The 25,419-nt window shown below is 72.5% G+C and carries 26 protein-coding genes and 1 tRNA gene; 16 read left to right on the top strand and 11 right to left on the bottom strand.

All coding sequences use genetic code 11. From position 1 onward, the window contains the following. The first annotated feature begins 18 nt into the window (after positions 1–18). The gene (locus tag ACFYS8_RS19040) at positions 19–1,299 is read left to right on the top strand and encodes an alpha/beta hydrolase family protein (RefSeq protein WP_387642657.1); all 1,281 of its coding nucleotides are present in this window, start codon (positions 19–21) and stop codon (positions 1,297–1,299) included. Here the strand turns inward: ACFYS8_RS19040 and ACFYS8_RS19035 are convergent. Further along, positions 1,287–3,116, bottom strand: coding sequence for a hypothetical protein (locus ACFYS8_RS19035; RefSeq protein ID WP_387642656.1), 1,830 nt, complete (start codon positions 3,114–3,116; stop codon positions 1,287–1,289). The two genes, ACFYS8_RS19040 and ACFYS8_RS19035, sit on opposite strands and share 13 nt — an antisense overlap. A gap of 152 nt (positions 3,117–3,268) precedes the next feature. Here ACFYS8_RS19035 and ACFYS8_RS19030 point away from each other — a divergent pair, with 152 nt between their 5' ends. From ACFYS8_RS19030 to ACFYS8_RS19015, 4 genes are all read left to right on the top strand, one after another. Continuing rightward, positions 3,269–3,706 (top strand): hypothetical protein, encoded by a 438-nt coding sequence (locus ACFYS8_RS19030; RefSeq protein ID WP_387642655.1) that lies wholly within the window; start codon positions 3,269–3,271, stop codon positions 3,704–3,706. Positions 3,707–3,829: 123 nt separating this feature from the next. Then, positions 3,830–6,229, top strand: coding sequence for a glycoside hydrolase family 2 protein (locus tag ACFYS8_RS19025; RefSeq protein ID WP_387642654.1), 2,400 nt, complete (start codon positions 3,830–3,832; stop codon positions 6,227–6,229). 122 nt (positions 6,230–6,351) lie between these two features. Then, positions 6,352–7,179 carry an alpha/beta fold hydrolase gene (locus ACFYS8_RS19020; protein ID WP_387642653.1) on the top strand — a complete coding sequence of 276 codons (828 nt, stop codon included), beginning with the start codon at positions 6,352–6,354 and terminating at the stop codon, positions 7,177–7,179. A gap of 56 nt (positions 7,180–7,235) precedes the next feature. Further along, positions 7,236–8,177 (top strand): ADP-ribosylglycohydrolase family protein, encoded by a 942-nt coding sequence (locus tag ACFYS8_RS19015; RefSeq protein ID WP_387642652.1) that lies wholly within the window; start codon positions 7,236–7,238, stop codon positions 8,175–8,177. Between the two features lie 2 nt (positions 8,178–8,179). Here the strand turns inward: ACFYS8_RS19015 and ACFYS8_RS19010 are convergent, their stop codons facing one another. Continuing rightward, positions 8,180–9,082 carry an aldo/keto reductase gene (locus tag ACFYS8_RS19010; protein ID WP_387642651.1) on the bottom strand — a complete coding sequence of 301 codons (903 nt, stop codon included), beginning with the start codon at positions 9,080–9,082 and terminating at the stop codon, positions 8,180–8,182. A gap of 311 nt (positions 9,083–9,393) precedes the next feature. Here ACFYS8_RS19010 and ACFYS8_RS19005 point away from each other — a divergent pair, with 311 nt between their 5' ends. The 3 genes from ACFYS8_RS19005 to ACFYS8_RS18995 all read left to right on the top strand — a co-directional run bounded on the left by ACFYS8_RS19005 (position 9,394) and on the right by ACFYS8_RS18995 (position 11,818). Next, the gene (locus tag ACFYS8_RS19005; RefSeq protein WP_387642650.1) at positions 9,394–10,059 is read left to right on the top strand and encodes a DedA family protein; all 666 of its coding nucleotides are present in this window, start codon (positions 9,394–9,396) and stop codon (positions 10,057–10,059) included. 189 nt (positions 10,060–10,248) lie between these two features. After that, complete coding sequence (locus ACFYS8_RS19000) at positions 10,249–10,932, top strand: O-methyltransferase (protein ID WP_387642649.1); 684 nt, start codon at positions 10,249–10,251, stop codon at positions 10,930–10,932. Between the two features lie 4 nt (positions 10,933–10,936). Then, the gene (locus ACFYS8_RS18995) at positions 10,937–11,818 is read left to right on the top strand and encodes a Gfo/Idh/MocA family protein (protein WP_387642648.1); all 882 of its coding nucleotides are present in this window, start codon (positions 10,937–10,939) and stop codon (positions 11,816–11,818) included. A gap of 7 nt (positions 11,819–11,825) precedes the next feature. On the opposite strand, the gene ACFYS8_RS18990 is transcribed toward ACFYS8_RS18995, so the two are convergent. Further along, the gene (locus ACFYS8_RS18990; RefSeq protein ID WP_387642647.1) at positions 11,826–12,914 is read right to left on the bottom strand and encodes a hypothetical protein; all 1,089 of its coding nucleotides are present in this window, start codon (positions 12,912–12,914) and stop codon (positions 11,826–11,828) included. Positions 12,915–13,047: 133 nt separating this feature from the next. Between ACFYS8_RS18990 and ACFYS8_RS18985 the strand changes: the two genes are divergently transcribed. Continuing rightward, positions 13,048–13,131, top strand: a tRNA-Leu gene (locus tag ACFYS8_RS18985). A gap of 366 nt (positions 13,132–13,497) precedes the next feature. Here the strand turns inward: ACFYS8_RS18985 and ACFYS8_RS18980 are convergent. Beyond that, entirely contained in the window at positions 13,498–14,391 is an 894-nt protein-coding gene (locus ACFYS8_RS18980; protein ID WP_387642646.1) for a PaaX family transcriptional regulator C-terminal domain-containing protein, read from the bottom strand. After that, the gene (locus tag ACFYS8_RS18975; RefSeq protein ID WP_387642645.1) at positions 14,388–15,023 is read right to left on the bottom strand and encodes a GNAT family N-acetyltransferase; all 636 of its coding nucleotides are present in this window, start codon (positions 15,021–15,023) and stop codon (positions 14,388–14,390) included. Before ACFYS8_RS18975 ends, ACFYS8_RS18980 begins: the two co-directional genes overlap by 4 nt. 98 nt (positions 15,024–15,121) lie before the next feature. Between ACFYS8_RS18975 and ACFYS8_RS18970 the strand changes: the two genes are divergently transcribed. Together ACFYS8_RS18970 and ACFYS8_RS18965 are read left to right on the top strand one after the other, a co-directional pair. After that, positions 15,122–15,844, top strand: coding sequence for a hypothetical protein (locus ACFYS8_RS18970; protein WP_387642644.1), 723 nt, complete (start codon positions 15,122–15,124; stop codon positions 15,842–15,844). 68 nt (positions 15,845–15,912) lie between these two features. Next, positions 15,913–16,458: a Uma2 family endonuclease gene (locus ACFYS8_RS18965; protein WP_387642643.1), complete on the top strand. Its 546-nt coding sequence runs from the start codon at positions 15,913–15,915 to the stop codon at positions 16,456–16,458. A gap of 15 nt (positions 16,459–16,473) precedes the next feature. On the opposite strand, the gene ACFYS8_RS18960 is transcribed toward ACFYS8_RS18965, so the two are convergent. Further along, a complete protein-coding gene (locus ACFYS8_RS18960) occupies positions 16,474–17,481 on the bottom strand; it encodes a DsbA family protein (protein WP_387642642.1) in 1,008 nt (335 codons plus the stop codon). 76 nt (positions 17,482–17,557) lie between these two features. Between ACFYS8_RS18960 and ACFYS8_RS18955 the strand changes: the two genes are divergently transcribed. Further along, positions 17,558–18,115, top strand: coding sequence for a TetR/AcrR family transcriptional regulator (locus ACFYS8_RS18955; RefSeq protein ID WP_387642641.1), 558 nt, complete (start codon positions 17,558–17,560; stop codon positions 18,113–18,115). Between the two features lie 228 nt (positions 18,116–18,343). Here the strand turns inward: ACFYS8_RS18955 and ACFYS8_RS18950 are convergent, their stop codons facing one another. After that, positions 18,344–19,141 carry a GNAT family N-acetyltransferase gene (locus ACFYS8_RS18950; protein ID WP_387642640.1) on the bottom strand — a complete coding sequence of 266 codons (798 nt, stop codon included), beginning with the start codon at positions 19,139–19,141 and terminating at the stop codon, positions 18,344–18,346. Positions 19,142–19,473: 332 nt separating this feature from the next. Here ACFYS8_RS18950 and ACFYS8_RS18945 point away from each other — a divergent pair, with 332 nt between their 5' ends. Then, the gene (locus ACFYS8_RS18945) at positions 19,474–20,421 is read left to right on the top strand and encodes a GNAT family N-acetyltransferase (RefSeq protein ID WP_387642639.1); all 948 of its coding nucleotides are present in this window, start codon (positions 19,474–19,476) and stop codon (positions 20,419–20,421) included. Between the two features lie 67 nt (positions 20,422–20,488). Here ACFYS8_RS18945 and ACFYS8_RS18940 read toward each other — a convergent pair whose 3' ends face one another. After that, complete coding sequence (locus ACFYS8_RS18940; RefSeq protein WP_387642638.1) at positions 20,489–21,343, bottom strand: lysozyme; 855 nt, start codon at positions 21,341–21,343, stop codon at positions 20,489–20,491. A 300-nt stretch (positions 21,344–21,643) separates the two neighbouring features. Between ACFYS8_RS18940 and ACFYS8_RS18935 the strand changes: the two genes are divergently transcribed. After that, positions 21,644–22,516, top strand: coding sequence for a metallophosphoesterase family protein (locus ACFYS8_RS18935; RefSeq protein WP_387642637.1), 873 nt, complete (start codon positions 21,644–21,646; stop codon positions 22,514–22,516). A 152-nt stretch (positions 22,517–22,668) separates the two neighbouring features. Further along, a complete protein-coding gene (locus ACFYS8_RS18930) occupies positions 22,669–23,238 on the top strand; it encodes a GNAT family N-acetyltransferase (protein ID WP_387642636.1) in 570 nt (189 codons plus the stop codon). A gap of 12 nt (positions 23,239–23,250) precedes the next feature. Here the strand turns inward: ACFYS8_RS18930 and ACFYS8_RS18925 are convergent, their stop codons facing one another. Beyond that, on the bottom strand, positions 23,251–23,637 hold the full coding sequence (locus ACFYS8_RS18925) for a YkvA family protein (RefSeq protein WP_387642635.1): 387 nt from the start codon (positions 23,635–23,637) through the stop codon (positions 23,251–23,253). Positions 23,638–23,823: 186 nt separating this feature from the next. Between ACFYS8_RS18925 and ACFYS8_RS18920 the strand changes: the two genes are divergently transcribed. Then, positions 23,824–24,078 carry a hypothetical protein gene (locus tag ACFYS8_RS18920; RefSeq protein WP_387642634.1) on the top strand — a complete coding sequence of 85 codons (255 nt, stop codon included), beginning with the start codon at positions 23,824–23,826 and terminating at the stop codon, positions 24,076–24,078. Between the two features lie 76 nt (positions 24,079–24,154). Here the strand turns inward: ACFYS8_RS18920 and ACFYS8_RS18915 are convergent, their stop codons facing one another. Both ACFYS8_RS18915 and ACFYS8_RS18910 read right to left on the bottom strand, forming a co-directional pair. After that, entirely contained in the window at positions 24,155–24,733 is a 579-nt protein-coding gene (locus tag ACFYS8_RS18915) for an isochorismatase family protein (RefSeq protein ID WP_387642633.1), read from the bottom strand. Between the two features lie 143 nt (positions 24,734–24,876). Then, positions 24,877–25,368 carry a glutathione peroxidase gene (locus ACFYS8_RS18910; protein WP_387643029.1) on the bottom strand — a complete coding sequence of 164 codons (492 nt, stop codon included), beginning with the start codon at positions 25,366–25,368 and terminating at the stop codon, positions 24,877–24,879. Between the last annotated feature and the right edge of the window lie 51 nt (positions 25,369–25,419).

The following is a 25,419-nucleotide window of genomic DNA, read 5'->3' as shown; positions in this document are numbered from 1 at the left end:
AGAGCAAGGGGACGGGCGATGCGCAGGCGGGGACGGGCGATGGCGGCGGTGGTGCTGGCGGCGACGGTGGCGCTGGGTGTGGTCGGGGCTTCCGGTGGGGTGGCGGTGGCGCAGGCGCCGGGGTCGGGCGGGCGGTTGGCGACGGCGGCGTTGCCGGTGCCGACGGGGCCGTTCGCGGTGGGGACCACCAGCGTGCACCTGGTGGATCAGGGGCGGGAGGATCCGTGGAAGGCCGGGCGGGCCCGGGAGTTGATGATCAGCATCTGGTATCCGACCGGGCGGGCCGCGCCGGGCGGTGAGCGGGCGGCGTACATGACGCCCGACGCGGGGGCGCACTTCGGTAGTGCCGGGAGTGCTGGGCAGATGAGCAAGGGCTTCGAGGCCGACCGCACCGACTGGTCGGGTGTGCGCACGCACGCTCGGGTCGATGTGCCGGCCTTGCCGGGCAAGGCCCGGCCGGTGGTGTTGTACTCGGCGGGGCTGGGGGATCCGCGTACCTGGGGTACCGGGCTGGTGGAGGATCTGGCGTCGCGCGGCTACGTCGTGGTGACGGTCGACCACACCTGGGAGGCGTCCGAAGTGTCGCTCCCGAACGGCGAGTTGGCCACCTCGATAGTCGCGGGGATGTTCGGTCAGCCGGGCCTGGACGTCGGCGCGCTGCTGCGCAAAATGATCGGCACTCGGGTGGACGACACCAAGTTCGTTCTGGACGAGCTGGCGCGGCTGAAGAACTCCGGCACGTTGCCGCCCGGCGTCGGCGCCGCGCTCGACCTCGAGCGGATCGGCATGGTCGGCCACTCCGGCGGCGGCTCCACCGCGCTTCAGGCCATGCACGACGATCCGCGGATCAAGGCGGCCGTCAACATGGACGGGCAGCTGCACTTCCCCGGCCCGGACGGGCACACCGGCGTCTACCTGACCGACGTGGCCGAGAAGGGCCTGGACCGCCCGTTCCTGCTGCTCGGCACCCGGAACGACGACTCCGGTCCCTACCAGAACCAGCCCGGCTGGGACGCCCTGTGGCAGCACAGCACCGGCTGGCACGCCGACTTCACCCTCGACGGCTCCCGCCACGGCTCGTACACCGACGCCGAATCCCTGCTGCCGCAGCTCGCCCGCCAGGGTGCGATCTCCACCGAGGCGCTGCACGGCGACATCGGAGACATCCGACCCGAGCGGGCGGTGCTCGCGACCCGGACGTACGTCGGCAGCTTCTTCGACCGCTGGCTGCGCGGCCACGACGACCACCTGCTGGACGGGCCCTCGGGGAGCTTCCCGGAGATGGTCTACGAGCCCTGACCGGCCAGCAAGTCAAGTGCCAGCGTGCGGAGTTGGTGGTCGGCTTGGCCGCCGCCGGTGGAGGCGAGGGGGTCGTCGGGGATCAGGCGGTGCGGGGAGAAGGCGAGGGCGCGGAGGGCGGGGCGGAGGGAGTCGGGGAGGTGGCCGGTGGTGGCGAGGGAGCGGAGGGCGGAGAGGCCCAGGTCGGTGGGGGTAACCAGGTCGGCCAGGACGGGAGTTGCCAGGGTGGGGGAGCCGGACAGGCGGTGGTGGGCGTCGGCGGCGGCGAACCGGATGTAGTCGCGGGCGGTCAGCAGTGGTTCGAGCAGCGGCAGGAGCGGTGCGGCGGCCGGGCCGAGGGAGGACAACTCGTCGGCGCACCAACGGGGTTGGGGGGATGAGGTGAGCAGCTCGCGGAACGCGGCGAGCGCGGGTGCGGCGTCGCCCGTCAGGCGGTGGTGGGCGACGGTGGCGGCGATCCGGAGCGAGGAGTCCTCGCTGCGGGCGGCGGTGGCGAGGTGGTCGAGCAACTCCGGCCCGAGGGTGCCGAGTTGGCCGAGCGCCCGGGCCGCGGCGACGGCGAGGTAGCTGGTGCCCTTGCGCAGGCAGTCGAGCAGTTCGGGCACGGCCGCGCGGGCGGGCTCGCCGAGCGCGGGGAGAGCGGCGATCAGGTGCAGGTCGGGGGCGGTGGCGAGCCGGCGGCGGATCAGCGGAACCAACCGGCCCGAGGGCATCAACCGGGCTGCCTCCGCCAGCAGTTGGGGATCGGAGTGGGGCGACAGCAGATCGAGGGCGCGCGGGTCGCGGGCGCGGACCAGGCCGAGCAGGGCGGACGGGTCGGTGGCCGCGTGAGCGAACAGGGTGTCGCGGAGGGTGGCGTTCGGGGCGGGCAGGCGCTCGATCCAGTGGGCGATGGTGCGCAGGTGGGCGGAGATGCCGTCGCGCTGGTGGGGGAGGGCGGCCAACAGCAGATCCAGGGCCTCGGGTTCGCGGTCGCGCCAGGTCTCGGCGATGCGTTCGGCCAGCCAGGTGCCGCGGGTGCCCTGGTCGCCGGCGGCGATCCAGCGGGCCGCGACCGCCAGTGCCGCGTCCGGGTCGCGGGCGAGCAGGCGGGTCAGCCGGTCGTCCAGGGTCCGGCAGTTCGCCCACGGCATGTCCCACGGCGGGCGCGCACCGTCGACGGCGAAGGTCTCGACCAGCTCGGGCGGGTACGGCGGGCCGTCGAGCTCGGCCGTCAACACGGCGGCGGCCAGCCGCACTTCGGGCACGTCGGAGGCGGACGGTGCCCGCCCCGGCGTGCCGAGGGTCAGCAGCGCGTCGGCGCGCACCTCGGGCACGGGGTCGTTCTCGAACAGCTCGCCGATCCGGGCCGTGACGTCGGCGGCGAGGTCCGGCGGCAGGAGGTCGGCGACGGCGGCGACCACCCGCAGGGCGGCCTGCCGGAGCTCCGGATCCGCGTCGGTCAGGCAGGGCAGCAGGTCGGGCAGCACCCGGCACAGCTCCGCGCAGACCCCGGACACCGGGTTGCGCTCCCAGCGGGCCGAACCGACCTGGCCAGGCTCGTGATCGGCCATCATCGCGAGCAGCAACAGCACATCGACCCGGCGGCCGGCCCCGTGCCGGGCGGCGTGCGCGAGGAACGGGACGGCGGGGCCGGACGCCGCGTAGACGTCGCCCTGGTGACAGACCGTGCCGAACAGCTCGTACACCGTCTCGTCGAGCGCCGCCGGCTCCGACGCGTACAGGCCGCAGATCAACTCGGGGACGTCCTCGGCCGAGCCGTACGCGTGCGAGAGTTCCGCCCAGTCGACCTGGTCGAGTTCGTCCGGCGACCTCATGCTGCGCACTCCTCGGGTGGATCGGGTACGGCCGGAACCCTATCCGGGGGTCAGGACAGCGGCGCAGACAGCACTGACGGATCGAATTCGGGTGCGCAAGTGGAACGCCAGGGTGGAGAGTTGGTCCAGGTGATCAACAAGGGGGGCACACAATGACTGGGACCGTACCGGCGGAGCAAGCTGTTCTGGAGCTGCTCGGGCCGCACTTCTCGACGCCGTCGGCCCGCCCCGAGATCGGGCCCGGCTGGCGGCAGCTGGTGATCGACTGTCATCGGGCGGTTGTCGCGGAGTTCCCCGACTACGAACTCGGGGCCGTGAAGCAGAAGTTCGCCGTGCTGGCCTTTCAGGCCTCGCCGAGGCCGTGGAAGCAGGGCGGCAACCGGAGCAGCGCCGACTCCGATCGCCTCCGGACAATCGTCGAGACCTTCGCCGCCCGCAGCGCGTCGATCTGCGAGCGGTGCGGCGCGGTCGGCCTCAGGCGCGAGGGGAGGCGGATCACGCTCACGCTGTGCTACCCGTGCGAACTGGCCGTTCCCCGGGACCTGAAGTGGCCGTGGCCGCTCCCGGACGACCCGGAGGTCTCGCCGTAGCGCGACCGGGACGGCGTCGCGGCCCGGCCGCGCTCGACGGCCCGACCGGTTCGTGGACAGGCCTGACGGGGCGGGGTTACCGTGCTGCTCGCGCTGCACATCTGCGATCGAGGAGCCGCCCCGATGATGGACACCACCCCGCTCGACCAGGGCTGGAACCTGCACCACGACGGGGAGTTGCTGCCCGCTGCGGTGCCCGGCTGCGTCCACACCGACCTGCTGGCGGCGGGGCTGATCCCCGACCCGTACCTGGGCGACAACGAGCTGGCCGTGGCCTGGGTCGGCCGCCGCGACTGGACGTACAGCCTCGACGTGCCCGCCGACGGCGGCGCCCACGAGCGCACCGACCTGGTCTTCGAGGGCCTGGACACCGTCGCCACCGTCACCCTCGGCGGCGTCGAACTCGGCACCACCCGCAACATGCACCGCAGCCACCGCTTCGACGCCACCGGCCTGGCAGGCGAGTTGACGGTGCGTTTCACCAGCGCCTACACGGAGGCCGAGCGGGTCCGGGGACTGGTCGGTGAGCGGCCCAACGAGTACCCGGAGCCGTTCCAGTACATCCGCAAGATGGCCAGCAGCTTCGGCTGGGACTGGGGCCCGACGCTGCCCACCGCCGGCATCTGGAAGCCCGTCCGGTTCGAGCGGTGGTCCACCGCCCGGATCGCGACCGTCCGCCCGCTGATCACCGCCGACGGCACCACCGGCCGGGTCGAACTGCACCTCACCGTCGAACGCACCGCCACCGGCGCCGGCCGTCCGCTCACCGCCCGCGCCACCGTCGCGGGTGCGCAGGCAGCGGCGACCCTCGACGGCGACACCGCCGTGCTCGTGCTGGAAGCCGCCGACGTCGAACGATGGTGGCCGCGCGGCCACGGCAACCAGCCCCGCTACGAACTCGCCCTCACCCTCAGCGACGGCGAGAACCAACTCGACACCTGGCAGCGGCAGATCGGCTTCCGCACCGTCGAGCTGCACCGCACCCCCGACGCCGCCGGCACCCCCTTCACGCTGGCCGTCAACGGCGAGCCGCTGTTCGTCCGGGGCGCCAACTGGATCCCCGACGACACCCTGATCACCCGCGTCACCCCCGCCCGCTACCGCACCCGCCTGCTGCAGGCCGTCGACGCCAACGTCGACCTGATCCGGGTCTGGGGCGGCGGCATCTACGAGCAGGACGCGTTCTACGACCTCTGCGACGAACTCGGCCTGCTGGTCTGGCAGGACTTCCCGTTCGCCTGCGCCGCCTACCCCGAGGAACAGCCCCTGCGCGGCGAGATCGAGGCCGAGGCCCGCGACAACGTGGTCCGCCTGATGCCGCACCCCTCGCTGGCGCTGTGGAACGGCAACAACGAGAACCAGTGGGGCTTCCGCGACTGGGGCTGGGAGGAGAAGCTGAACGGCGACTCCTGGGGCGAGGGCTACTACCTCGGCCTGCTGCCCCGGATCGTCGCCGAACTCGACCCCACCCGCCCCTACTCCGCCGGCAGCCCCTGGTCCGGCAGTTGGGACCACCACCCCAACGACGTCGACCACGGCACCCACCACTCCTGGGACGTCTGGAACCGCGAGGACTACGCCGAATACCGCGCCACCGTCCCCCGGTTCGTCGCCGAATTCGGCTGGCAGGCCCCACCCGCCCACGCCACCCTCCGCCGCGCCCTGCCCGGCGAAACCCTCGCCGCCGACTCGCCCGGCATGCTGCACCACCAGAAGGCCGGCGACGGCAACGGCAAACTCCGCCGCGGCCTGGAACGGCACTTCGACGTCCCCACCGACTTCGACCGCTGGCACTACCTCACCCAGGTGACCCAGGCCCGCGCCATCGCCACCGGCATCGAACACTGGCGCTCCCACTGGCCGCACTGCGCCGGCACCATCGTCTGGCAGCTCAACGACTGCTGGCCGGTCTCCTCCTGGGCCGCCATCGACGGCGACGGCCGGCTCAAGCCCCTGCACCACGAACTGCGCCGCCTGTACGCCGACCGGCTGCTCACCCTCCAGCCCGCCGACCGCGACGGCGCACCCCGCACCGCCCTGGTCAACCAGTCCGCCGAGCCGTGGACCACCACCCTCCACCTGCGCCGCCTCGACACCGCCGGCCGGCTGCTCACCGAGCACACCGAACAGGTCACCGTCGCGCCGCGCGCCGTCCACGAACTTCCGCTGCCGGAAGGCATGTTGACGGACGAAGGGGCGACCAAGGAGTACCTGGTGGCGGACGCGGACGGCCTGCGCGCCGTGCACCTCCCCGTCCCCGACAAGCAATTCGCCTACCCGCAGCCCGAGTTCGACCTCGACGTGACGGACGCCGGGGACGGCGCGGTGGACGTCCGGATCACCGCCCGCACACTGCTCCGCGACCTGCTGCTCCAGCCCGACCGCCTGCACCCCGCCGCCACCGCCGACCGGGGCCTGATCACGCTGCTCCCCGGCGAGCAGGTGACCATCGGGGTGCACGGCGCGGGCACCCCGAGCGCCGAGGAGGTGCGGCAGGCGGTGTTCTGCGTCGAGCCGTCGTGACCGCGCGGGTGCGGCCGTTGAGCTGAGCCGCCGTGCGGGCCCGGCCCGGTTCTGCCTTGAATGGGCGAGGTGCCCGCCGTTCCGTACGGGAGCGGGCACCGGCCCAGGATCGGAGAACGCACATGCCCCACTGCACGACCCGCGACGGTGTGGAGCTCTTCTACAAGGACTGGGGCCACGGCCGCCCCGTCGTCTTCCTGCACGGCTGGCCGCTCAACGGCGACGCCTGGCAGGACCAGCTGAAGGCCGTCGCCGACGCCGGATTCCGCGGCATCGCGCACGACCGCCGCGGCCACGGCCGCTCCACCCCCGTCTGGGACGGCTACGACTTCGACACCTTCGCCGACGACCTCAACGACCTGCTCACCAGCCTCGACCTGCGGGACGTCACCCTGGTCGCGCACTCCATGGGCGGCGGCGAACTCGCCCGCTACATCGGCCGGCACGGCACCTCCCGGGTGAAGTCCGCCGTCCTGCTCTCCGCCATTACCCCACTTTTGGCGCAGGGACCGGACAACCCCGAAGGCGTGCCCGCCGGCGTCCTCGACTCGCTCAAGGCCGGCATCCTGCGCGACCGCGCCCAGTTCTGGAAGGACACCGCCGTGCCCTTCTTCGGCGCCAACCGCGTCCACACCAAGGCCACCCAGGGCAACCTGGACGCGTTCTGGTCCATGGGGATGGCGGAGACCATCAAGGGCGCCGTCGAATGCGTGGACGCGTTCGGCTACACGGACTTCCACGCCGACCTGAAGAAGTTCGACATCCCGCTGCTGGTGGTGCACGGCGACGACGACCAGGTCGTCCCGATCGACGCGACCGGCCGCAAGACCGCCGCCCTCGTCCGCAGCGCGGTGCTCAAGGTGTACGAGGGCGGGTCGCACGGCCTGGCGATGGTGACCGGCGACAAGGAGCGCTTCAACCAGGACCTGATCGAGTTCCTGAAGTCCTGACGGGCGGGCGGGAAATGCGGTGGGCAGGCGGGGGAGCGGCTGCCAGGATGACCGCCATGACGACCACCACCACCGCCATCACCGCCCGGCAGGCTGCGCGCGACGCCCTGGAGGGGGTGGCCCTCGGCGACGCGTTCGGTGAGCGCTGGTTCAAGCGGTTCCGCGCGCCCGCCGAGGCGATCGAGCAGATCAGGGCCCGCCGGACTCCCGAGGAGTCGCCCTGGGAGTGGACGGACGACACCGCGATGGCACTGGCCGTCCACCGCGCACTGATCGACCAGGACGGCGTCAACCGCACCCAGCTCGCCGCGATGTTCGGCGCCGCGTACTTCGCCGACCCGGGTCGCCGCTACGGCTACGGCATGACGCGGCTGCTGCCCGTCCTCGCCGAACACCCCGAGCGGTGGGTGACGGAGGCCCGCGAACTGTTCGACGGGCAGGGCAGCCTCGGCAACGGCGCGGCGATGCGGGTCGCCCCGCTCGGCGCCTGGTTCGCCGAGGACCTGGACGAGGTCGTTGAGCAGGCCGAGTACTCCGCCGAGGTCACCCACGCCCACCCCGAGGGCATCGCCGGGGCCGTCGCCGTCGCCCTGGCCGCCGCGTTCGCCGCCCGCGGCCGCGTGCTGGGGGACGGCCCGACCGGGGCGGACCTGCTGCACGAGGTCGCCGCCCGCACCCCCGACGGGCTGATCCGCGACGGCGTCGCGGCCGCCGCCGCACTGCCCGCCGCCACCGAGCCCTGGCGGGCGGCCGACCTGCTCGGCAACGGGCAGCGGATCCGCGCCTCCGACACCGTCCCGTTCGCCCTCTGGTCCGCCGCCCACCACCTCGACAGCCTCCCCGACGCACTCTGGACCACCGCGGAGGGCCTCGGCGACGTCGACACCACCTGCGCCATCACCGGCGGCGTGGTCGCCGCCCGCACCGGCCTGGCCGACGTCCCGCCCGCGTGGCTCCAGCGCCGAGAGGGCCTGCCGGCCTGGGTGGCGGAAGGCTGAGCTCAGGCGGTCGGGTCGGCGTCCAGCGCGGCGAGTTGGGCGGGGGTCAGGCGAAGCGTCGCGGCGGCGAGGTTCTCGGCGAGGTGGGCGGGGTTGGTGGTGCCCGGGATGGCGAGGACGTGGGGGCCGCGGTGCAGGGTCCAGGCGAGGCGGACCTGGGCGGGGGTGGCGTCGAGTTCGGTGGCGACGGCGGCGACCCGGCGGTCCTGTTCGGCGGCCGCGGCGGCCTCGCGGTGCAGGCCGGCGATGGCGAAGAACGGGACGAAGGCGATGCCCAGTTCGGCGCAGAGCCCGAGCACCCCGGTGTCCTCGGCCCGCCGCCAGTCCAGCCCGAAGGAGTTCTGCACGCACACCACGGGGGCGATCTTCCGCGCCTCCCGGATGTGCTCGGGGCGGACGTTGGACAGCCCGAGGTGCCGGATCAGCCCGGCCTCGCGCAGTTCGGCCAGCGCGCCCCAGTGCTCGGCGACCGAGGCGCAGTCGGGGCCGTTGCGGCGCAGGTTGACCACGTCCAGGTGGTCGCGGCCGAGCTGGCGCAGGTTCTCCTCGACCTGGCCGCGCAGTTCGTCCGGCCGCGCCATGGTCTGCCACTCGCCGGACGGGGTGCGCCCGGGGCCGACCTTGGTGACCACCACCACCTCGTGGCCCCGCCAGGAGCCGAGCGCCCGGTTGATCAACTCGTTGGCGGAGCGCAGCGGCGAGAAGTAGAAGGAGGCCGTGTCGACGTGGTTGACGCCCTGCTCGAACGCGGTGTGCAGGAGCCGGACGGCGTGCCCGCGGTCGATCGGGGCGCCGTCGGAGTTGCCCATCATGCCGTTGCCGGTCAGCCGCATCGCGCCGTAGCCGATCCGGTTCACCTCCAGATCGCCGAGCTGCCAGGTGCCTGCCGCCGCTGCCATCGTCATGCGTCCTCCCCGGGATTGCTGCTGTTCGGAGACGGAGTATGGGGCGCTAGGAGGAGCCGGGAACAGGCCCGGCGGGTGCGCGGAATGTCACCCGCCGAGCGGGAACGAATCGGCCGGGGCCGGGAGTTGGACCGGGTGTGGGTGAGCGGGTGGGGAGCACCCCGGACGGTCGCTGACGTGCGGTGCAGGCAGCCGCTCGGCCTGCGGCCCGGGAGCGGCTAGGCTGGCCCGGTTCGGGCCTTTACCGAAGCTTTTCCCGTGTGCCGCCGCGTGTCGGCCGCCTGTCCCTGCCCCGACGGAGGTACTCCGCCTTGCACCTCGACCAGTGGATCGAGAGCGTTCCACCGACCTCGGTGTACGTGATCATCGGCCTGATCATCGGACTGGAGAGTCTGGGCATTCCGCTGCCCGGAGAGATCGCCCTGGTCTCCTCCGCCCTCCTCGCCGCCAAGGGCATCGTCAGCCCGTGGGGCGTCGCGGGCTGCGCGATCGCCGGCGCGATCATCGGTGACTCGATCGGCTACGCGATAGGCCACAAGGGCGGCCGGCCGCTGTTCGAGAAACTCGGCCGCAGGTTCCCCAAGCACTTCGGACCCGATCATCTGGCCACCGCCGAGCGCGCGTTCCACCGCTGGGGCATGTGGGCGGTCTTCTTCGGCCGCTTCATCGCTCTGCTGCGCATCTTCGCGGGCCCGCTGGCCGGCACCCTGCGGATGCCGTACTGGAAGTTCCTGATCGCCAACGTGCTGGGCGGCGTGGTCTGGGCGGGCGGCACCACGCTGCTGGTCTACCAGGTCGGCAAGGTCGCCGAGCAGTACCTGAAGGGCGCCTCGTACATCGGCCTCGCCGCCGCCGCGGTGTTCGGCGTCGGATCGGCGCTGGTGCTCAAGTGGCGCGCCAAGAAGTCCCGGGCCGCGCATCCCGAGCAGTCCGGCGGCAAGAGCGGTGAGCCGCTCTCCGAGACGCTCGTCGACTGATCTTTTCCGCTGCCCGACCGAGGCCGCCCCGTCCGCACCGGACGCGGCGGCCTCGTCGCGTCCGGGCCCAAAGCGGTGGTGGCCTCGTCGCGTCCGGGCCCAAAGCGGTGGTGGCCTCGTCGCGTCCGGCGTCGCGACCCAAAGGGCAGGGAGTAGGGTCGCACCGCGAAGCGATCACGGAGGTGGGGAATGAGCCCGCAGGACAACCCGCAGCAGCTCTGGACGGCGGTGGACGACTGGGCCGCCGCCCGGCTGATCGGCGAGGACGAGGTGCTGGACGCGGCGCTCGAGGCCGCCGACCGGGCCGGGCTGCCGCAGATCGCGGTGGCCGCCAACCAGGGCAAGCTGCTGCACCTGCTGGCCCGGATGCAGGGCGCCCGGCGGATCCTGGAGATCGGCACCCTGGCCGGCTACAGCGCGATCTGGCTGGCCCGCGCGCTGCCCGCCGGCGGCACCCTGACCACGCTGGAGATCGACCCGGCGCACGCCGAGGTCGCCACCGCCAACCTGCGCCGGGCCGGCCTCGCCGACCGGGTCGAGGTCCGGCTCGGCGCGGCCCGCGACACCCTGCGGCAACTCACCGAGGAGGGCGTCGAGCCCTACGACCTGGTATTCGTGGACGCCGACAAGCCGAACATCCCGCACTACCTGGAGGCGTCGCTGGCGCTCACCCGGCCCGGCTCGGTGATCGTGGTCGACAACGTGGTGCGCGGCGGCAGGCTCGCCGACGAGCAGAGCAGCGACGAGGCCGTGCGCGGCGTCCAGCAGCTGCACGAACTGCTCGCCGGGGACAAGCGGTTGGACGCCACCACGGTGCAGACCGTCGGCCGCAAGGGCTACGACGGTTTCACCCTGATCCGGGTGGAGGGCTGAGCCCGTGCGGATCGGACTGCTCGGCACCGGCCCCTGGGCGGGCCTGGTGCACGCCCCGGCGCTGGCCGCCCACCCCGGCGTCGAGTTCGCCGGCGTGTGGGGCCGCCGCCCCGAGGCCGCCGCCGAACTCGCCGCCGCGCACGGCGTGCCCGGGTACGCGGCGGTGGACGACCTGCTGGCGGCGGTGGACGCCGTCGCCATCGCGCTGCCGCCGGACGTGCAGGCCGAGTACGCGGTGCGCGCCGCCGCGGCCGGCAAGCACCTGCTGCTCGACAAGCCGGTCGCCGCGACGGTGGACGCCGCCCGCGCCGTCGAGGACGCGGCCGCCGCGGCCGGTGTCGCCTCGGTGGTGTTCTTCACCGTCCGGTTCGACGGTGTGCAGGGCCCCTGGATCGACGAACAGGCCGAGCGGGGTGGCTGGTTCACCGCGCACTGCCACTGGATCGGCTCGGTGTTCACCACCGACAGCCCCTACGCGGCCTCCCCGTGGCGGCAGCAGAAGGGCGCGCTGTGGGACGTCGGCCCGCACGCCCTGTCGGTGCTGATGCCCGCCCTCGGCGACGTCGAACACGTCACCGCCGGGCCCGGCCCCGGCGACACCGCGCACCTGATCCTGCGGCACGAGGGCGGCGCGTCCAGCACCGTCACGCTCAGCCTGACCGCCCCGCCCGAGGCCTCCGCGCTCGGCGCGGGCGCCGAACTGCGCGGCGCCTCCGGCGTCACCCGCCTCCCCGACCGGGACGGCCCGCCCACCACCGCGTACGGCCGCGCCCTGGACGCGCTGCTGGCGTCTGCCGCGACCGGCACCCCGCACCCGTGCGACGTCCGGTTCGGGCGGCGGGTGGTGGAGGTGCTGGCGCAGGCCGAGGAACTGCTGGTCAAGTAGAACCGATTCAGGGGTTGGCCGGGCGGCGGTCCGCCGGGCGGCGCGGTGGGATCGGGGTGGCGGGGAAGTCCCGCGGCCCCGTCCACAGTGCCGGCACCGCGTCCGCGCGGCGGGCCAACTCGTAGGCGATCGACTCGTAGTTGACCCGCCAGCCGCGGAAGTGCGGCCAGGCGTCCACGATCGGCCGCTCCAGCCGCACCCCGGCGGCCGTCACCATCGCCACCGCCGCGTCGAACTCCGCGAAGGTCAGCCGGATCGGCTCCTCCGGCTCCGGGTCCGGTTCGAACGGGATCCGCAGCGCGGTCGCGATGTCGCGCAGCGCCGTGAACCCGGCCCGCAGCATCAGCCGGGCCTCCGGCGGGGCCGAGCGCGGGTTCAGCGCCAACTGCATCGCGGCCGCGTCCATCACCGCGATCAGGCCCACGATCCAGCTGCGGTACGGCTGCGGGGAGCGGAACGCGATCAGCACCGGGTAGTTGGAGTGCCCCTCGCCGAGATCAGCCGCCAGCCGCTCCCAGTCCCGGTACAGCTCCGGCAGCCCGGCCTCCGTCCCCACCAGCGTCTGCCGGGCCAGCAGTTCCGGCCCCCAGGCCGGCTCGCCCGCCCGCGACTGGAGCAGCGTGACCTCCAACTCCCGCCGGTTGTACGCCGAGTACAGCGTCGGCAGGTAGGCGATCAGCAGCGCGATGATCAGCGGGCCGTTGGCCGCCGCGAGGAAGTCGAGCACCGACAGGTGCAGCCGGTCGCCGCTGGCGAAGCCGAGCGTGAACAGGCTCGACCCGGCCTCCCGGAACGCCACGTGCCACGGCAGTTCGGACGTCCCTATCAACAGCAGGGTGTACGCGGTCAACGTGAACAGCAGCCAGCAGCCCAGCATCCCGAGCAGGGTCAGCGGCGCCAGCCAGGTCTGCGCCCGGTCGATCGCCCGGTACCCACCGAACGGCGCCGCCACCACCCGCACCACCACCCGCAGCGAGGACCACAGCCGGATCGCCATCGCCGAGTACAGCCCGCGCGGCACCACCAGCGTCCGCAGGATGCTGGCCGCCGTCCAGACCAGCAGCGCGACTCCGGCCACGGTGAAGATCACTCTCATCCGGCCATTGTGACGCCCCACCACCCCCGCCCGGTCCGCGACGGCTCCGGGCCGGTCAGAACGGCCCCCGGAGATGGGGTAAGCTTCTCAGCAGGTCGAACGGAGCAAGTGAGCCACCGGCGACTACACCCTTGCGCGGGTGGCGGAATAGGCAGACGCGCTGGATTCAGGTTCCAGTGCCCGAAAGGGCGTGGGGGTTCAACTCCCCCCTCGCGCACAGCGAAGCCCCGCAGATCTTCGGATCTGCGGGGCTTTCTCGTTCCCTTGAGGTCTCCTCAGATCCGGTTCGCCGTCAGCAGCACGGGCGCAACCGGGGTCGGACGCCGGTGGCTTCGGCGTCGGCGATCCAGCCGCGGAGCATGGCGTCCATCAGGACGTGCCGCTCGACCTCGCCATGGACGTCCTGAACGCCGCGATGACGGTCACGGTCGGCCACACCCGGGCGGAGCTCGCCCGTACGCCGGGCGCCCCCGCACGCCGGGCCCCCGCCCGTCCCCGACGCCGAGACGTGCCCGCACTTCGCAGAGGCGCTCGCGACCGGCGCCGGACTCGACTCAGCTGGACGGGCCGTCGGCGCCCGCGTTCACCGGGGTGCGGCGAACGCGTCTTCGTAGAGGCGGAACAGGCGAGGCAGTGGGGTGGCGGGGGCCGGGAGGGCGCTCAGCGTGGCCCAGCACTGTCGGGCGAGGTGGCGGGCGTGGCGGCCCGGCCAGTGCGGGGGCAGGAGTTCCGGGGGGAGGAGCGGGTCCGGGGTCATGGCCGCGCTGAACTCGGAGGCGAGTTCCACGGCCATGGTGAGCCGTTCGGCTTCGGGCAGGGCCGAACCGGCGGCCCTCTCGGTGCAGGACGTGGCGAAGGCCGCGAGGTGTTCGTGGCGGGCGGCGATGGTGTCCAACGGCCAGATGTGGGCGGTCAGTTGGGCGGGGTCGGTGAGGTCGCCGATGCGCAGGTCGGTGCTGGTGAGGAAGGTGACCGAGTCGAGCGCGTCGAGCTGCCGGGCCCGGGCCTCGACCAGCTCGCCGATCGGGTTGGCCGCGACGTACAGCCCGCCCTGGACGGGCGCCGCGCCCAGGTGCAGGAGGGTTTCGCGCAGCGCGTCGCGGACGGCGCGGCGGGCCTCCGGTACGGCGAACGCGAACAGGTGCCAGGTGCCGTCCCAGGGCGCGAGCCCCGCGTCCTGCCGGTACGCGTACCGGATGTGGTCGGCGTCGGGCGCGAGCCCGCCACCTGCCGCGTCGGGCGCGAGTCCGCCGTCCGCCGCGTCGGACACGCTCCGCAGGACGGCCCGGCGCCCGCGCCCGTCCTGGCGGAACTTCTCCTCGCTGACCAGGCGTTTGACACACAGTCGGACCTGTTGATCGGTCATCCCGAGCAGTCCGGCGACGGTGTAGAGCTCACCGGCATCGACAGTCCCGTCCTCACGGACCAGCGCGTGCACGAGCAGCCGGGTGGGGATCTCCGGCCGGGAAAGGTTCACAGGTGCGCCCTTCTGAGTGGGCCGACAGCCCGGTGCATGGTGGTGACGGCCCCGAACCCCATCAACGTCCGCAGGAACGGCGTCCGTTGGGTGCGCAGGGCGCGGAAACCGTGACGCGTGTACAGGGCCTGGGCGCGCGGGTTGGTGTCGATGACGTCCAGCCGGATCCGGGTGCAGCCGCTCTCGGCCGCGACGGCCGCGATCTCGTCCAGCAGCAGGCTTCCGATACCGGCGCCGCGCTGCGCCGCCGCCACGCAGATGCCGTCCATGACGAGTTCGCCCTCGGCGGGCTTCCGGGAGAGCAGCGCGAGCAGGGCGAGCCGCGGCGGCCCCGCCCACGGGCCGAACACGGACAGCACGTCGCGCGCCGAGCCGCCGGTCAGGCCGCGCCCCGCGAGCTGGTAGCCGGCGACACCGACCACCGCGCCCGTGCCGTCGAGCGCGACGATGCCGCGGTCGTGCCGCAGGTGGGCGGCGAGGAACGCCCGGCCCGTCTCGGGCGGGCCGAGCGCCGGGCCGAGCTTGCGCCCGAACGCCTCCCAGTACAGGGCGGCGACCTGCTCTTCGGCCCCTTCGGGGATCCCCCGCCGAAGCTCAGGACCGGGTGCCGCCGGTTCGTTCGGTGCGCCCATGGCTTCCTCCGCTGCTCGTCGTCCACGACAGGCGTAGTACGCTCGTTCTGAGAACGGTCGTTTCACGTTCGATAGATTTGTACTTCGGGGAGGGGCGTATGAGCAAGACCGACCAAGATGCGGCGATCACGGTTCGACAGAAAACCTCGGACCGCGTTCTGGTGGCGGCCGGATTTCCGGTCCTGGGCGCCGGGGCCGGATTCCTGCTGAAACTCCTGGCGCACTGGGCGTCCACCTGGCCGTGGATCCCGTGGAAGGGGCCGGTCGACCTCATCGCCAAGGCGCCCGAACCGGCCGCCACCATCGGGAGTCTCGTGCTCGGCGCCCTGGCCGGCGTCGCCGTCGTGGTACTGGCCGAGCGCGGCTACGTCACCGTCACCATCGAGAAGGACCGGATCACCACGGATCGCGGCGACTCCACCCAGAGTGCCCCCCGGGTGGCGGTCAGCGGCGTATTCGCCGACCGCAAGCGGCTGGTGGTGCTCGGCGCGCAGGGCGAGGAACTCCTCGCCGAGTACAAGAACGAGGGCGCCGACCTCCCGTCGCTCACCCAACTCGCCGAAGCCTTCCGCGCCCAGGGCTACCCGTGGCTGCCCGACGGCGACCCGTACCAGAACGCGTACCGCCGCTGGGTCGACGGCATGCCCGGCCTGCCACCCGGCGGCAACGTGCTGTTCAAGGCGCGGGCCGAGGCGCTGCAGAAGAGCGAGGAGAAGGAGATCGGCGAACTCCGCCGCGAACTGGCCAGACTCGGCCTGGTCGTCCACGACACCGGCGACCGTCAGTGGTGGCGAGAGATCGGGGCGCCCGCCAGCCCGTAGCGCGCCCCCGCGGCGCCCCATGCGGGGCTGGGGCGCCATACCCTGAGAGCGACGGAAAGGAGCAGTTGATGAGCGTGGACGCGGTCATGCGCACCGAGTTCCCTCCGGGGCATGTGGTCTTTTTCGGCACGGACGGGAAGGTGGTTATGACTCCGCAGAGCTTTGAGCACTCCAGCACGATCAAGTCGATGCAGATCGACTCGCTCTCGCTTGGCAGGCGCGCGAAGACCGCCTCCGACGTGTACCTGGACTTCCCGGCCGACGAAAACTCCGCCCCGGACTTCGCGATCCTTCGGGAGGACGCGGAACGGCAGGGCAAGCGCTACAGCTTCGAGGACGTGCTGCTGATCGCCGAGGTGGTGTCGGTCTCCTCGGCGCGCAAGGACTACGACGACTGCACCGCGAAGTACGGCCGCTACGGCATCCCGGTCTACGTGGTCGTGGACCCGTATGCCGGTGAGGTCGTCGTCCACACCCGCCCCACCGGCTCCGGCTACATCGCGGCGTTCACGCACAAGTACGGCTCGGGCAAGCTGCCCATCGAGCTGGCCGATGGGCGGACTTACACGCTCGACCTGGACGAGCTGCCCCGGCCGGAGCCGGGCGTCAGCTGACGCGTCGGCCGCAGGTCACTTCGCGTACTCGGGGGTCATCGCCCCTGCCAGGGCGAGGTGTACGGCGGCCTCCTCCGTGCGGCCCTGGCGGGTGAGGGTGCGGCCGAGCAGGAGGCGGGCGTAGGAGTCGTCGGGGGACTGGGCGACGAGTTCCTCCAGCATGGCGGCCGCGCGGCCGAGTTGGGCGGAGGCGAAGTAGGCGCGGGCGGCGAGCAGGCGGACGCTGGGCTCGTCGCCGTACTCGTCGAGCAGGGGGCGGAGGAGGGTCAGGGCGCCGAGCGGGTCGCGCTTGTCCATCAGGGCTTCGGCGTAGCGGAGGCGTTCGACCTCGGCGGGGAGCTGTCGGGGCTGCTGGCCGGCGGCGTCGCGGAGGAAGCGGGTGATGGTCTCCGGCGACTGGGCGCCGGCCAGGGCCTGGCCGGCGACGACCAGGGTGGGGGAGGTGGCGACGCCGCGGGCCTTGCCGATCAGCAGCAGTTCCTTGACCTGCTGGTCGGCGGCGCCGTCGGCCAGCAGCGCGGCGGCCTCGGGGAATCCGGCGTCGGTCGCGAGCTGCGCCAGTGTCTCGGGGTGGCTGATGTCGCGGCCCTCGGTGAAGTGCGCCTTCATGACGGCTTCGGCGAGGGTGTGCTGGAGTTCGGCGCCGCCGTGCCGGTGGGCGAGGGCGAGCAGCCGGTGTGCGTCGTGGCTGCTGGCGCGCCAGGCGGCGCCCCAGTTCGGTCCGAGCCCTTCGGCGGCGGCGATCTCGGAGATCGGGGGCGTCTGCGTCGCCGGGCCGGGCCCGATGGCGCAGGCGGCCCCGGCGTCGTCCTGGCGGCCCAGGATGCCGAGGTCGCTGAGCAGTTCGTCCGCCGCCGAGCCCTCGAACGGCGTGGCGGGGACGGGCGCGGTCGGGTCGATGCGGAACGGCTGCCACAGCACCTCGACCGGTTCGCCGTCCCAGTCGGCGAGGGCCTTGTCCAGCCGTCGCTTGCCGATGTACGCCCAGGGGCAGACCGGGTCGGCCCAGATCTCGATTCGCATACCCATGACAGTAAGCGACGTCTGTCGTTTAAGCAACACTCGTCGGTTACGCGACGGACGTCGTACAGTGAGCCCCATGAACCTGGACGACCCGCGCGTGCAGCGCACCCGAGCCCGGCTCCGGGAGGCGATCCTGGAGCTGGTCGCCGAGCAGGACCTGGACGCGATCACCATCTCCGCCGTTGCCAATCGCGCCGGGATCAACCGGGCCACGGTCTACCAGCACTACCCGGACGTGCACGCGCTGGTGGTGGACGCGATGGACGGCCCGATCGCCGAGGTCGCCCGGGCGGTGCGCGTGTGCCCGGCCGACGCGCCGCCAGACCGGGCCCCCGAGGCCCTGGCCGGGCTGTTCGAGCACATCGCGGCCCGGGCCGCCGTCTACCGGTGCGCCCTGGGAGACCAGGGCAGCGCCGGCTTCGCAGGCCGGATGCGCGAGCAGGTGACCGCCGCCCTGGCGGAACGCTTCCACGAGGGCAAGCGCCCCGCCGGGTTCGACGACGTCCCGGCGGACGTGCACGCCGCCTACCTGGCCGGTGCCCTGCTGGGCGTCGTCACGCACTGGATCACCGGTGAACGCCCCGCTCCCGCCTCCGAATTGGCGGCGGCGTTCTGGCGGCTGTTCCGCGCCTGAGTGAGCGTGTTTGACGATTCGTCGGCTTGTGCCGGTGTATGTGCAGGTACAGATCGAGCCGCCTGCGGTCGAAAGCGGCCAACTCTCTGCCGAACGGGCGCGAGGGCGCACCGTCGACACATGAGCTCCTCGAGCGGTCGAGGAGATTCCGCTTCCTCGGCCGGCGCATCTCACTAGTGCTGCGACCGAGAAGGTTCACCGGGTGTGCCCGATGGCCGCGTTGCCGCGCTACGCTTCGCGGTCGTTGCGCTGGGGCGGGTAGACGTATGGAGTCGTGGTACTCAGGATGGTGAACCCGAGTCGTTGCAGAATGGGGCGGCTCTGGTCGGTTGCGTCGACCTGAAGGTAGCGGTAGCCGAGGCCGGCGGCGATCCGGGCGCGATGGGCGACCAAGGCCCGGTAGATGCCCCGGCCTCGCCAGGCGGTCACAGTGCCGCCGCCCCAAAGGCCCGCGAATTCCGTGCCCGGGTTCAGTTCCATCCGCGCCGAGCAGACGGGCAGGTCGCCGGCCATCGCAACGACCATGCTGACCGTTTCCGAGTCCTGGGTCAGCTGGGCGAGCAGCCGCTGCCGCAGACCGGCGCCGCTGGTGCCGAAGGCCTGCTCGTGGACGTCCACCACGAGATCCACTCCCGCGGGATCGGTCACCGAGAGCAGGCGGACGCCCTCGGGCAGCGCGATGTCGGCCGGCAGATCCTGGATCCGGGCGACCATCACCGCTTCCTCGGGCTCGGCTGTGAACCCAGCCGACCGCAGCCGCCTCCCGAGATCGCCGGGCCGGTCGTGGGCGTAGGCCTTCCACTCGAACTCACGCCCCAGCGTGCCGAAGTAGCCCACCTGCGCCGCGATCGCCGCATCCGCCGTGGCACCGTCGAGGTCCGACCAGAGGACGCCGTTCCAGTCGTGCTCCTCGCCGACCTGCCGCACGACGTCGCCGTCACGCTCGACGCGGGCTCCGGCACCGTCGGGCTGCGCGTCGCGCCTCATCTGGCGGTCGAACAGGGCGAGCACTTCTTCATGATCCATCCGCCCACTCCAGCATGAGGTGGGCGGCCTCGCCATCGAGTTCTGTCCTGTTCCTCGCAGACGTGACTGATCACGCGGCACGCGTCGGGAGACGGCCGCCCCAGCGGATGCCTTTCTCGCTGGGCGGCCAAGATCTACTTCGCGACGCACTTGAAGGACCTGAGCTGGTAGCACCCGCCGACGGTGCAACTGGGCGGCCTGGAGCAGCGGACCGGGCCGCCCGTCGTCGTGTCCGGCCCCCGTATCGCGCTCAAAAACCGCTTGGGGCAAGGCCGTTGGAGCCGGTAGAAAGGCTGGGTTTGTTAGCGGAGCCGACAGCGGAGGAGGGGGACATGGCACTCCCGGACGGAATGACGGTGCGCCCGGCGGTGGTTGAGGACGCCGAGGCCGTGTGTGCGCTGCTCAATCAGGTGGACGAGATCGAAGTGGGCCGCGCCTTCACCGAGTTGCACGAGGTCGAGGAGGATCTCGGCCACCCCTCGGTGGACCTGGAGCGCGACTCCTGGCTGCTGCACGACGCCGACGGCCGGCTGGTCGGCTACGGCCTGGTCCGGGACCGTTCGGCGGGGGAGCGGATCAACCTCGACCAGTACCTGCTGCCCGGGTACACCGACGCCGGCCTGCACCTGTTCGCGCTGATGGAGGCCCGCGGCGCCGAACTCGCCCGCGGCAACGGCGCCGACCGCGCCGTCCTGCACCTGATGCTCAACTCCCAACCCACCCTGGACACCGGCGCGTTGGCCGGTCGCGGCTGGCAGCACGTCCGCCGCCACCACGCGCTCAACCGCACCGTCGACCCGAAGACCGACCCGTTCCCGGATGCCCCGGCGGGCCTGCGGCTGCGCGCCTGCACCACCGAGGACGACCGGCGCACCGCGCACCGGCTGATCCACGAGACCTTCGCCGAGCACTTCGACTTCCAGCCCCGCAGCTACGAGAAGTGGTGCGCCGACACCGGCGCGGACACCGCCGACTGGTCTCTGGTGTGGATCGCCGAACTCGACGGCCACGGCGACGTCGCCGTGCTGCGCACCCGCGACGACCGGTCCGACATGGCCTGGGCCACCCAGATCGGCGTGCGCTCCGAGTTGCGCGGCCGGGGCCTCGGCAGCTACCTGCTGCGCCACTACTTCGCGTTCTACGCCGACCGCGGCCGCACCCGGGTCGGCCTCGGCGTCGACACCGACAACGCCACCGGCGCGCCCGCGCTGTACCGCAACGCCGGCATGGTGCTCGATTTCGCCGTCGACACCTGGGAGTTGACCGTTCCCACCACGTAAAAGCAAGGCCCTGCCCGCGACCGGAGCGGGGCAAAGTCCGGTCGCAGGCAGGTGAATTGACGGATCGTCAGCCGTTGGCGAGGGCCTGGACGCGGTCCAGGGCGCCGTTGAACCAGTTCTGGTCGCCGGGCAGGGTGCCGGAGTCGGCGTACTGCCAGATGGTCTGGTAGGACCAGCCGGCCGGCAGGGTGCCGACGGTGGAGGCGTAACGGGCCACCCACAGCGGGTTGGTGGCGCCGAAGGAGCTGTTGTTGCCGGTGCAGGTGGTCCACCAGTCGGTGGTGGTGTAGATCACCGGGTAGCGGCCGGTCTTGGTGTGCACGGTGTTGGAGAAGTCCCGGATCCAGCTGACCATGCCGGCCTGGCTCAGGCCGTAGCAGGTCGCGCCGTACGGGTTGTACTCGATGTCCAGCGCGGGCGGCAGGGTCTTGCCGTCCTTGGACCAGCCGCCGCCGTGCGCGACGAAGTACGCGGCCTGGGTGGCGCCGGAGGAGGCGTTCGGCAGCGCGAAGTGGTAGGCGCCGCGGATCATTCCGGCGTTGTAGGAGCCGTTGTACTGCTGGGCGAACGAGGGGTTGGTGTAGGTGGTGCCCTCGGTGGCCTTGACGTAGGCGAACCGGCCGCCGTTGGCGTACGCGGTGCTCCAGGCGACGCTGCCCTGCCAGTTGGAGACGTCCATGCCCTTGGTCTGGGTGGCGGCCAGTGCGGCGACGGAGTTCGCGGTGGAGGTCGAAGTGTCCTTGCCCTCGTGGGCGGCGACGGTGGAACCCGCGTAGTCGAGCTCGGGGTGGAAGTTGGCGGGGGTGCTCGGCTTGGCGGCCTGGGCCGGGGAGGCGGCGGCGACCGCGCCGACCAGCAGGGCGGCGGACGCGACCGCGGTGGCGGCGCGACGGAACGTGCGGCTGGTGCCGGAAGCGGGCATGACGAGTCCTCAGTGGGGTGAAGGGGGAGGCCGATTTTCGGCCGCTGCGGAGCATATAGTCATGGACCCGTCAGTCAACAGAGTGTAGAAGCCACACATCGTCAGAACGTATGTAGAGCGGACAGACATAGGCGTCACTGCTGAACACCGGGGGTTCCACTGGATGTTGACACTACGACAGAAACCCCTTCCTGCTGGCGTAGCCGACCCCCCGGCGGTAGCGTGTCAACGCGCGTTCCACTGCCGGGATGCGCCGGCGAAGCGGAACCGGTGCGCCGGTGGACACGAACTGGGGGAGCGGTGGCGGACGGACGCCTGCTCGCAGTGAGCGACCTCCACGTCGGCGTCGCCGAGAACCGGCCGGTCCTCGACGCACTCCGACCAACAGGCCCGGATGACTGGCTGATTGTCGCCGGTGACGTCGCCGAACAGGTCGACGCCGTCGAAGGCACCCTGCGCTTCCTTGCCGGACGTTTCGCCAAGGTCATCTGGACGCCCGGCAACCACGAACTGTGGAGCACCACCCGCGATCCCGTCCCCATCGACGCCCCCGAGCGCTACCGCCAACTCGTCGAGCGCTGCCGGGAGATCGGCGTCGTCACCCCCGAGGACCCGTACCCCGTCTGGACCGGCCCCGGCGGCCCCTGCGCCATCGCCCCCGTGTTCACGCTCTACGACTACAGCTTCAGGGTGCCCGGCGTGCACACCAAGGCCGAGTCGCTGGCCCGCGCCCGCGAGAACGGAGTGGTCTGCACCGACGAGTACCGGCTCAGCCCCGCACCGTACGCGGGCGTCGAGGACTGGTGCCGTGAACGCGTCGAAGCCACCGAGAAAGCGCTCTCCGCACACGACCCGGAACTGCCGCTGGTACTCGTCAGCCACTGGCCACTGGACCGCCGCCCCACCGACGTCCTGTACTACCCCGACTTCGCCCAGTGGTGCGGCACCGAACTCACCGCCGACTGGCACCGCCGCTTCAACGTCGCCGCCGTGGTCTACGGCCACCTGCACATCCCGCGCACCACCTGGTACGAGGGCGTCCGCTTCGAAGAGGTCTCGCTCGGCTACCCTCGCGAGTGGCGCCGCCGCGGCCACCCGCGCGGACTGCTCCGCCAGATCCTGCCCTACCCCGGCCCGGCCGAGCAGCCCGTCCCCGCGAGCGAGCCGGCCTGAGCCAGGGCCTGTCCGGCCGATCTTGCCGGGCGCGTGCCAAGACCGGCCTGAGCTGGCGTTTCACGCGTACGTCCGGTCGTCGGACGGCCCCCGGGGCCGGGCAGGGCGCTGTGGCACGATGGCCGTTCCAGCACCTGTAAGGAGCGCACCACATGATCGCCGAGCCGACCGCCTCCCGTCCCGCCGACCTCGACGCCGTCTCCGGGCCGGCCTTCCGACCGGCCGGGGCGCAGGACGTGCCGGAGGTGGTCGCACTGGTCGAGTCCGCGTACCGGGGCGACGCCAGCCGGGCCGGCTGGACCACCGAGGCGGACCTGCTGGACGGCCAGCGCACCGACGAGGCCGCCGTGGCCGAACTGCTCACCCACCCCGAATCGGTGGTGCTGCTGACCGAACAGGACGGCCGGTTGCTGGCCTGCTGCCACGTCGAACGGCGGGGCGCCAACGGCTACTTCGGCATGTTCTCGGTCTCCCCGGCCGCCCAGGGCGGCGGCCTCGGCCGCCAGGTACTGGCCCGCGCCGAGGAATGGGCCCGGGACGCCTGGGGCGTCACGACGATGGAGATGACCGTCATCGAACAGCGCCCCGACCTGATCGCCTGGTACGAGCGGCGCGGCTACACCCGCACCGGCGTGTACGAGCCGTTCCCGTACGGGGACGAGCGGTTCGGCCTCCCGCGCAGGCCCGACCTGCGCTTCGAGAAGCTGATCAAGTCGCTGTAACGGAAGCAGTGGTCAGCCGCCGGCGGGCAGCTCGCCGGCCGCGGCGCGCCGCGTCCACTCCACGTACCGGCCGGACTCCCGCGTCAGGCCCACCAGGAACCACAGCAGCAGACCGGTGTCGTCGCTCCAGCCGAGCACCGGGATGAAGTCCGGGATCGCGTCGATCGGGCTGACCAGGTACACCGCGACCACGAACGTCAGCAGCAGCAGCTTGCCCGGCCCCACCCCCGAGTAGCGGCGCAACAGCACGTCCCGGACCAGGCGCGGCAGCGCCCACACCCGCGCCGCCAACCCGGGCGCGCCCGGCTGCCGGGTCTCCCGGTACAGCCCCCACGCGGAGCGCGTCACCGCCAGGCCGTCCAGCCCGCGCACCCGCGCCGCCGCCTTGCCCTTGCCCATGCGGTCCTCCCGAGGAACCCTCGAACTCCCCTCCACGGTACGGGACTGCCCACTTTTCCCACCGTCCGTGCCGGACCGGGGCCCGTCCGTGACACCCCCGGTGCGATCGGGGCCGAACGGTGACACCTGCGGCGGCATCGGCGGTGCGAGCGCGCGCGGCACCGGGACGCGGCCGAAGCTGGCGGCATGACGACCAAAAGCAACACCGGAAACGGGACCGGGACGGCCGACGAGCCCCTGGTGCGGGTCGCGGAGTTCCGCACCGACAGCCGCTACCGCCTCGTCCACTTCAAGGACGCCGGATGGAAACCGCTCGCCCCCGAGGAGTTCGAACCGGAGGTGAAACACCACTTCCCCGACCTCGACCCGCACGACCCCGTCCGGGTGCACTGGGACGACCGCCCCTGGCAGTGGCCCGCCTGGCACCCCGGCGAGGCCTGAACGGACTTGCCCAGGAACCCGCCGGCCCGGTCCGCCCGTGCGACCGCCCGGCGGGTTCCGTCCTGTCCGAGTGGGTTCAGCGGGAGCCGGCCAGCAGGCCGAGGATCTCCTCGGTGGTACCGGTCTCGCCAAGGCGCGGGAAGATCCGCCCCACGCTGCCCCGGTGCGCCTCCGCGTCCGTGTCTGTCATCGCGTCGACCGCGAGCGTCACGTGGTAGCCGTGCTCGTAGGCGGCGCGGGCGGTGGACTCCACGCCGATGCTGGTCGCGACACCCGTGAGCACGATCTGCGTCACCCCGCGCCGGCGCAGCTGCACGTCCAGGTCGGTGCCGTGGAACGCGCCCCAGTTGTGCTTGGTCACCACCAGGTCGGACGGCTCGTGGAGCTCGGGGATCGGAGCGTCCCAGCCCTCGGGGTGGGCCACGGAGGGGCGGGGCTGCTCGGTGCGGCCGGGCATCACGTCCCCGCCGTCGGGCGCGAAGGACACCCGCACCAACACCACCGGCAGCCGCGCCGCGCGGAACGCCTCGGCCAGGCGGACGTTGCGGTCCAGCACCTCGCGCACCGAATACGGGCTGCCGGGGAAACCGAGGAAGGCCTGCTGGAGGTCGATGACCACCAGGGCGGTGGCGGGGTCGAGCGCGGTGACGGACACGGGGGGTGCCTTTCGTCGTGACGGTCGTGACGGGGGCAGCCGGAACGGGCCCGGACTGCCCAGCCTTACTGCGCAGGTTATCTGTACAGTTCTCCGCCCGTGGGCGGAACCGGACAGCCCGGACCCGAGGACCTTGCCCGCCGTCAGCCGCGCAGCTGCGCCTCGATCGCCGCCACCAGCTCCGCCGACTCAGGCTCGGTCCGCGGCCGGAACCGGCCGACCGGCTCGCCGTCCGCACCCACCAGGAACTTCTCGAAGTTCCACTGGACGTCCCCGGCCTCGCCCGAGGCGTCCGCCAGCTCCGTCAGCCGCGCGTAGATCGGGTGCCGGCCGTCCCCGTTCACGTCGACCTTCTCGAACAGCGGGAACGACACCCCGTACGTGGTCGAGCAGAACTCCTGGATCTCCTCCGCCGACCCCGGCTCCTGCCCCGCGAACTGGTTGCACGGGAAGCCGAGCACGGTGAACCCGCGCTCCCCGTACGTCTGCTGCAACCGCTCCAGACCCGAGTACTGCGGCGTCAGCCCGCACTTCGACGCCACGTTCACCAGCAGCAGCACCTTGCCCCGGTAGTCCGCCAGCGACGACGGCTCGCCCGCCAGCGTCCGGATCGGAAGCTCGAACAGCGACTCCATACCCACCTGCCCTCTGTACGCCGGCCCCCGGACACCGCGGGACACCGGACG

Source organism: Kitasatospora sp. NPDC004615 (assembly GCF_042873545.1).
Lineage (GTDB): Bacteria > Actinomycetota > Actinomycetes > Streptomycetales > Streptomycetaceae > Kitasatospora.
Note: the sequence above shows the minus strand (reverse complement) of the source record. Positions and strands in the feature narration are given on the sequence as shown.

Coding starts and splice junctions, on each gene's coding strand:
- ACFYS8_RS19030 (WP_387642655.1), top strand. CDS start 3,269: ATGACTGGGACCGTACCGGCGGAGCAAGCTGTTCTGGAGCTGCTCGGG.
- ACFYS8_RS18965 (WP_387642643.1), top strand. CDS start 15,913: ATGAGCGTGGACGCGGTCATGCGCACCGAGTTCCCTCCGGGGCATGTG.
- ACFYS8_RS19015 (WP_387642652.1), top strand. CDS start 7,236: ATGACGACCACCACCACCGCCATCACCGCCCGGCAGGCTGCGCGCGAC.
- ACFYS8_RS18990 (WP_387642647.1), bottom strand. CDS start 12,914: ATGAGAGTGATCTTCACCGTGGCCGGAGTCGCGCTGCTGGTCTGGACG.
- ACFYS8_RS18930 (WP_387642636.1), top strand. CDS start 22,669: ATGATCGCCGAGCCGACCGCCTCCCGTCCCGCCGACCTCGACGCCGTC.
- ACFYS8_RS19010 (WP_387642651.1), bottom strand. CDS start 9,082: ATGACGATGGCAGCGGCGGCAGGCACCTGGCAGCTCGGCGATCTGGAG.
- ACFYS8_RS18955 (WP_387642641.1), top strand. CDS start 17,558: ATGAACCTGGACGACCCGCGCGTGCAGCGCACCCGAGCCCGGCTCCGG.
- ACFYS8_RS18975 (WP_387642645.1), bottom strand. CDS start 15,023: ATGGGCGCACCGAACGAACCGGCGGCACCCGGTCCTGAGCTTCGGCGG.
- ACFYS8_RS18910 (WP_387643029.1), bottom strand. CDS start 25,368: ATGGAGTCGCTGTTCGAGCTTCCGATCCGGACGCTGGCGGGCGAGCCG.
- ACFYS8_RS18940 (WP_387642638.1), bottom strand. CDS start 21,343: ATGCCCGCTTCCGGCACCAGCCGCACGTTCCGTCGCGCCGCCACCGCG.
- ACFYS8_RS19040 (WP_387642657.1), top strand. CDS start 19: ATGCGCAGGCGGGGACGGGCGATGGCGGCGGTGGTGCTGGCGGCGACG.
- ACFYS8_RS19035 (WP_387642656.1), bottom strand. CDS start 3,116: ATGAGGTCGCCGGACGAACTCGACCAGGTCGACTGGGCGGAACTCTCG.
- ACFYS8_RS18920 (WP_387642634.1), top strand. CDS start 23,824: ATGACGACCAAAAGCAACACCGGAAACGGGACCGGGACGGCCGACGAG.
- ACFYS8_RS18945 (WP_387642639.1), top strand. CDS start 19,474: ATGGCACTCCCGGACGGAATGACGGTGCGCCCGGCGGTGGTTGAGGAC.
- ACFYS8_RS18925 (WP_387642635.1), bottom strand. CDS start 23,637: ATGGGCAAGGGCAAGGCGGCGGCGCGGGTGCGCGGGCTGGACGGCCTG.
- ACFYS8_RS19020 (WP_387642653.1), top strand. CDS start 6,352: ATGCCCCACTGCACGACCCGCGACGGTGTGGAGCTCTTCTACAAGGAC.
- ACFYS8_RS18950 (WP_387642640.1), bottom strand. CDS start 19,141: ATGGATCATGAAGAAGTGCTCGCCCTGTTCGACCGCCAGATGAGGCGC.
- ACFYS8_RS18970 (WP_387642644.1), top strand. CDS start 15,122: ATGAGCAAGACCGACCAAGATGCGGCGATCACGGTTCGACAGAAAACC.
- ACFYS8_RS19000 (WP_387642649.1), top strand. CDS start 10,249: ATGAGCCCGCAGGACAACCCGCAGCAGCTCTGGACGGCGGTGGACGAC.
- ACFYS8_RS18960 (WP_387642642.1), bottom strand. CDS start 17,481: ATGCGAATCGAGATCTGGGCCGACCCGGTCTGCCCCTGGGCGTACATC.
- ACFYS8_RS19025 (WP_387642654.1), top strand. CDS start 3,830: ATGATGGACACCACCCCGCTCGACCAGGGCTGGAACCTGCACCACGAC.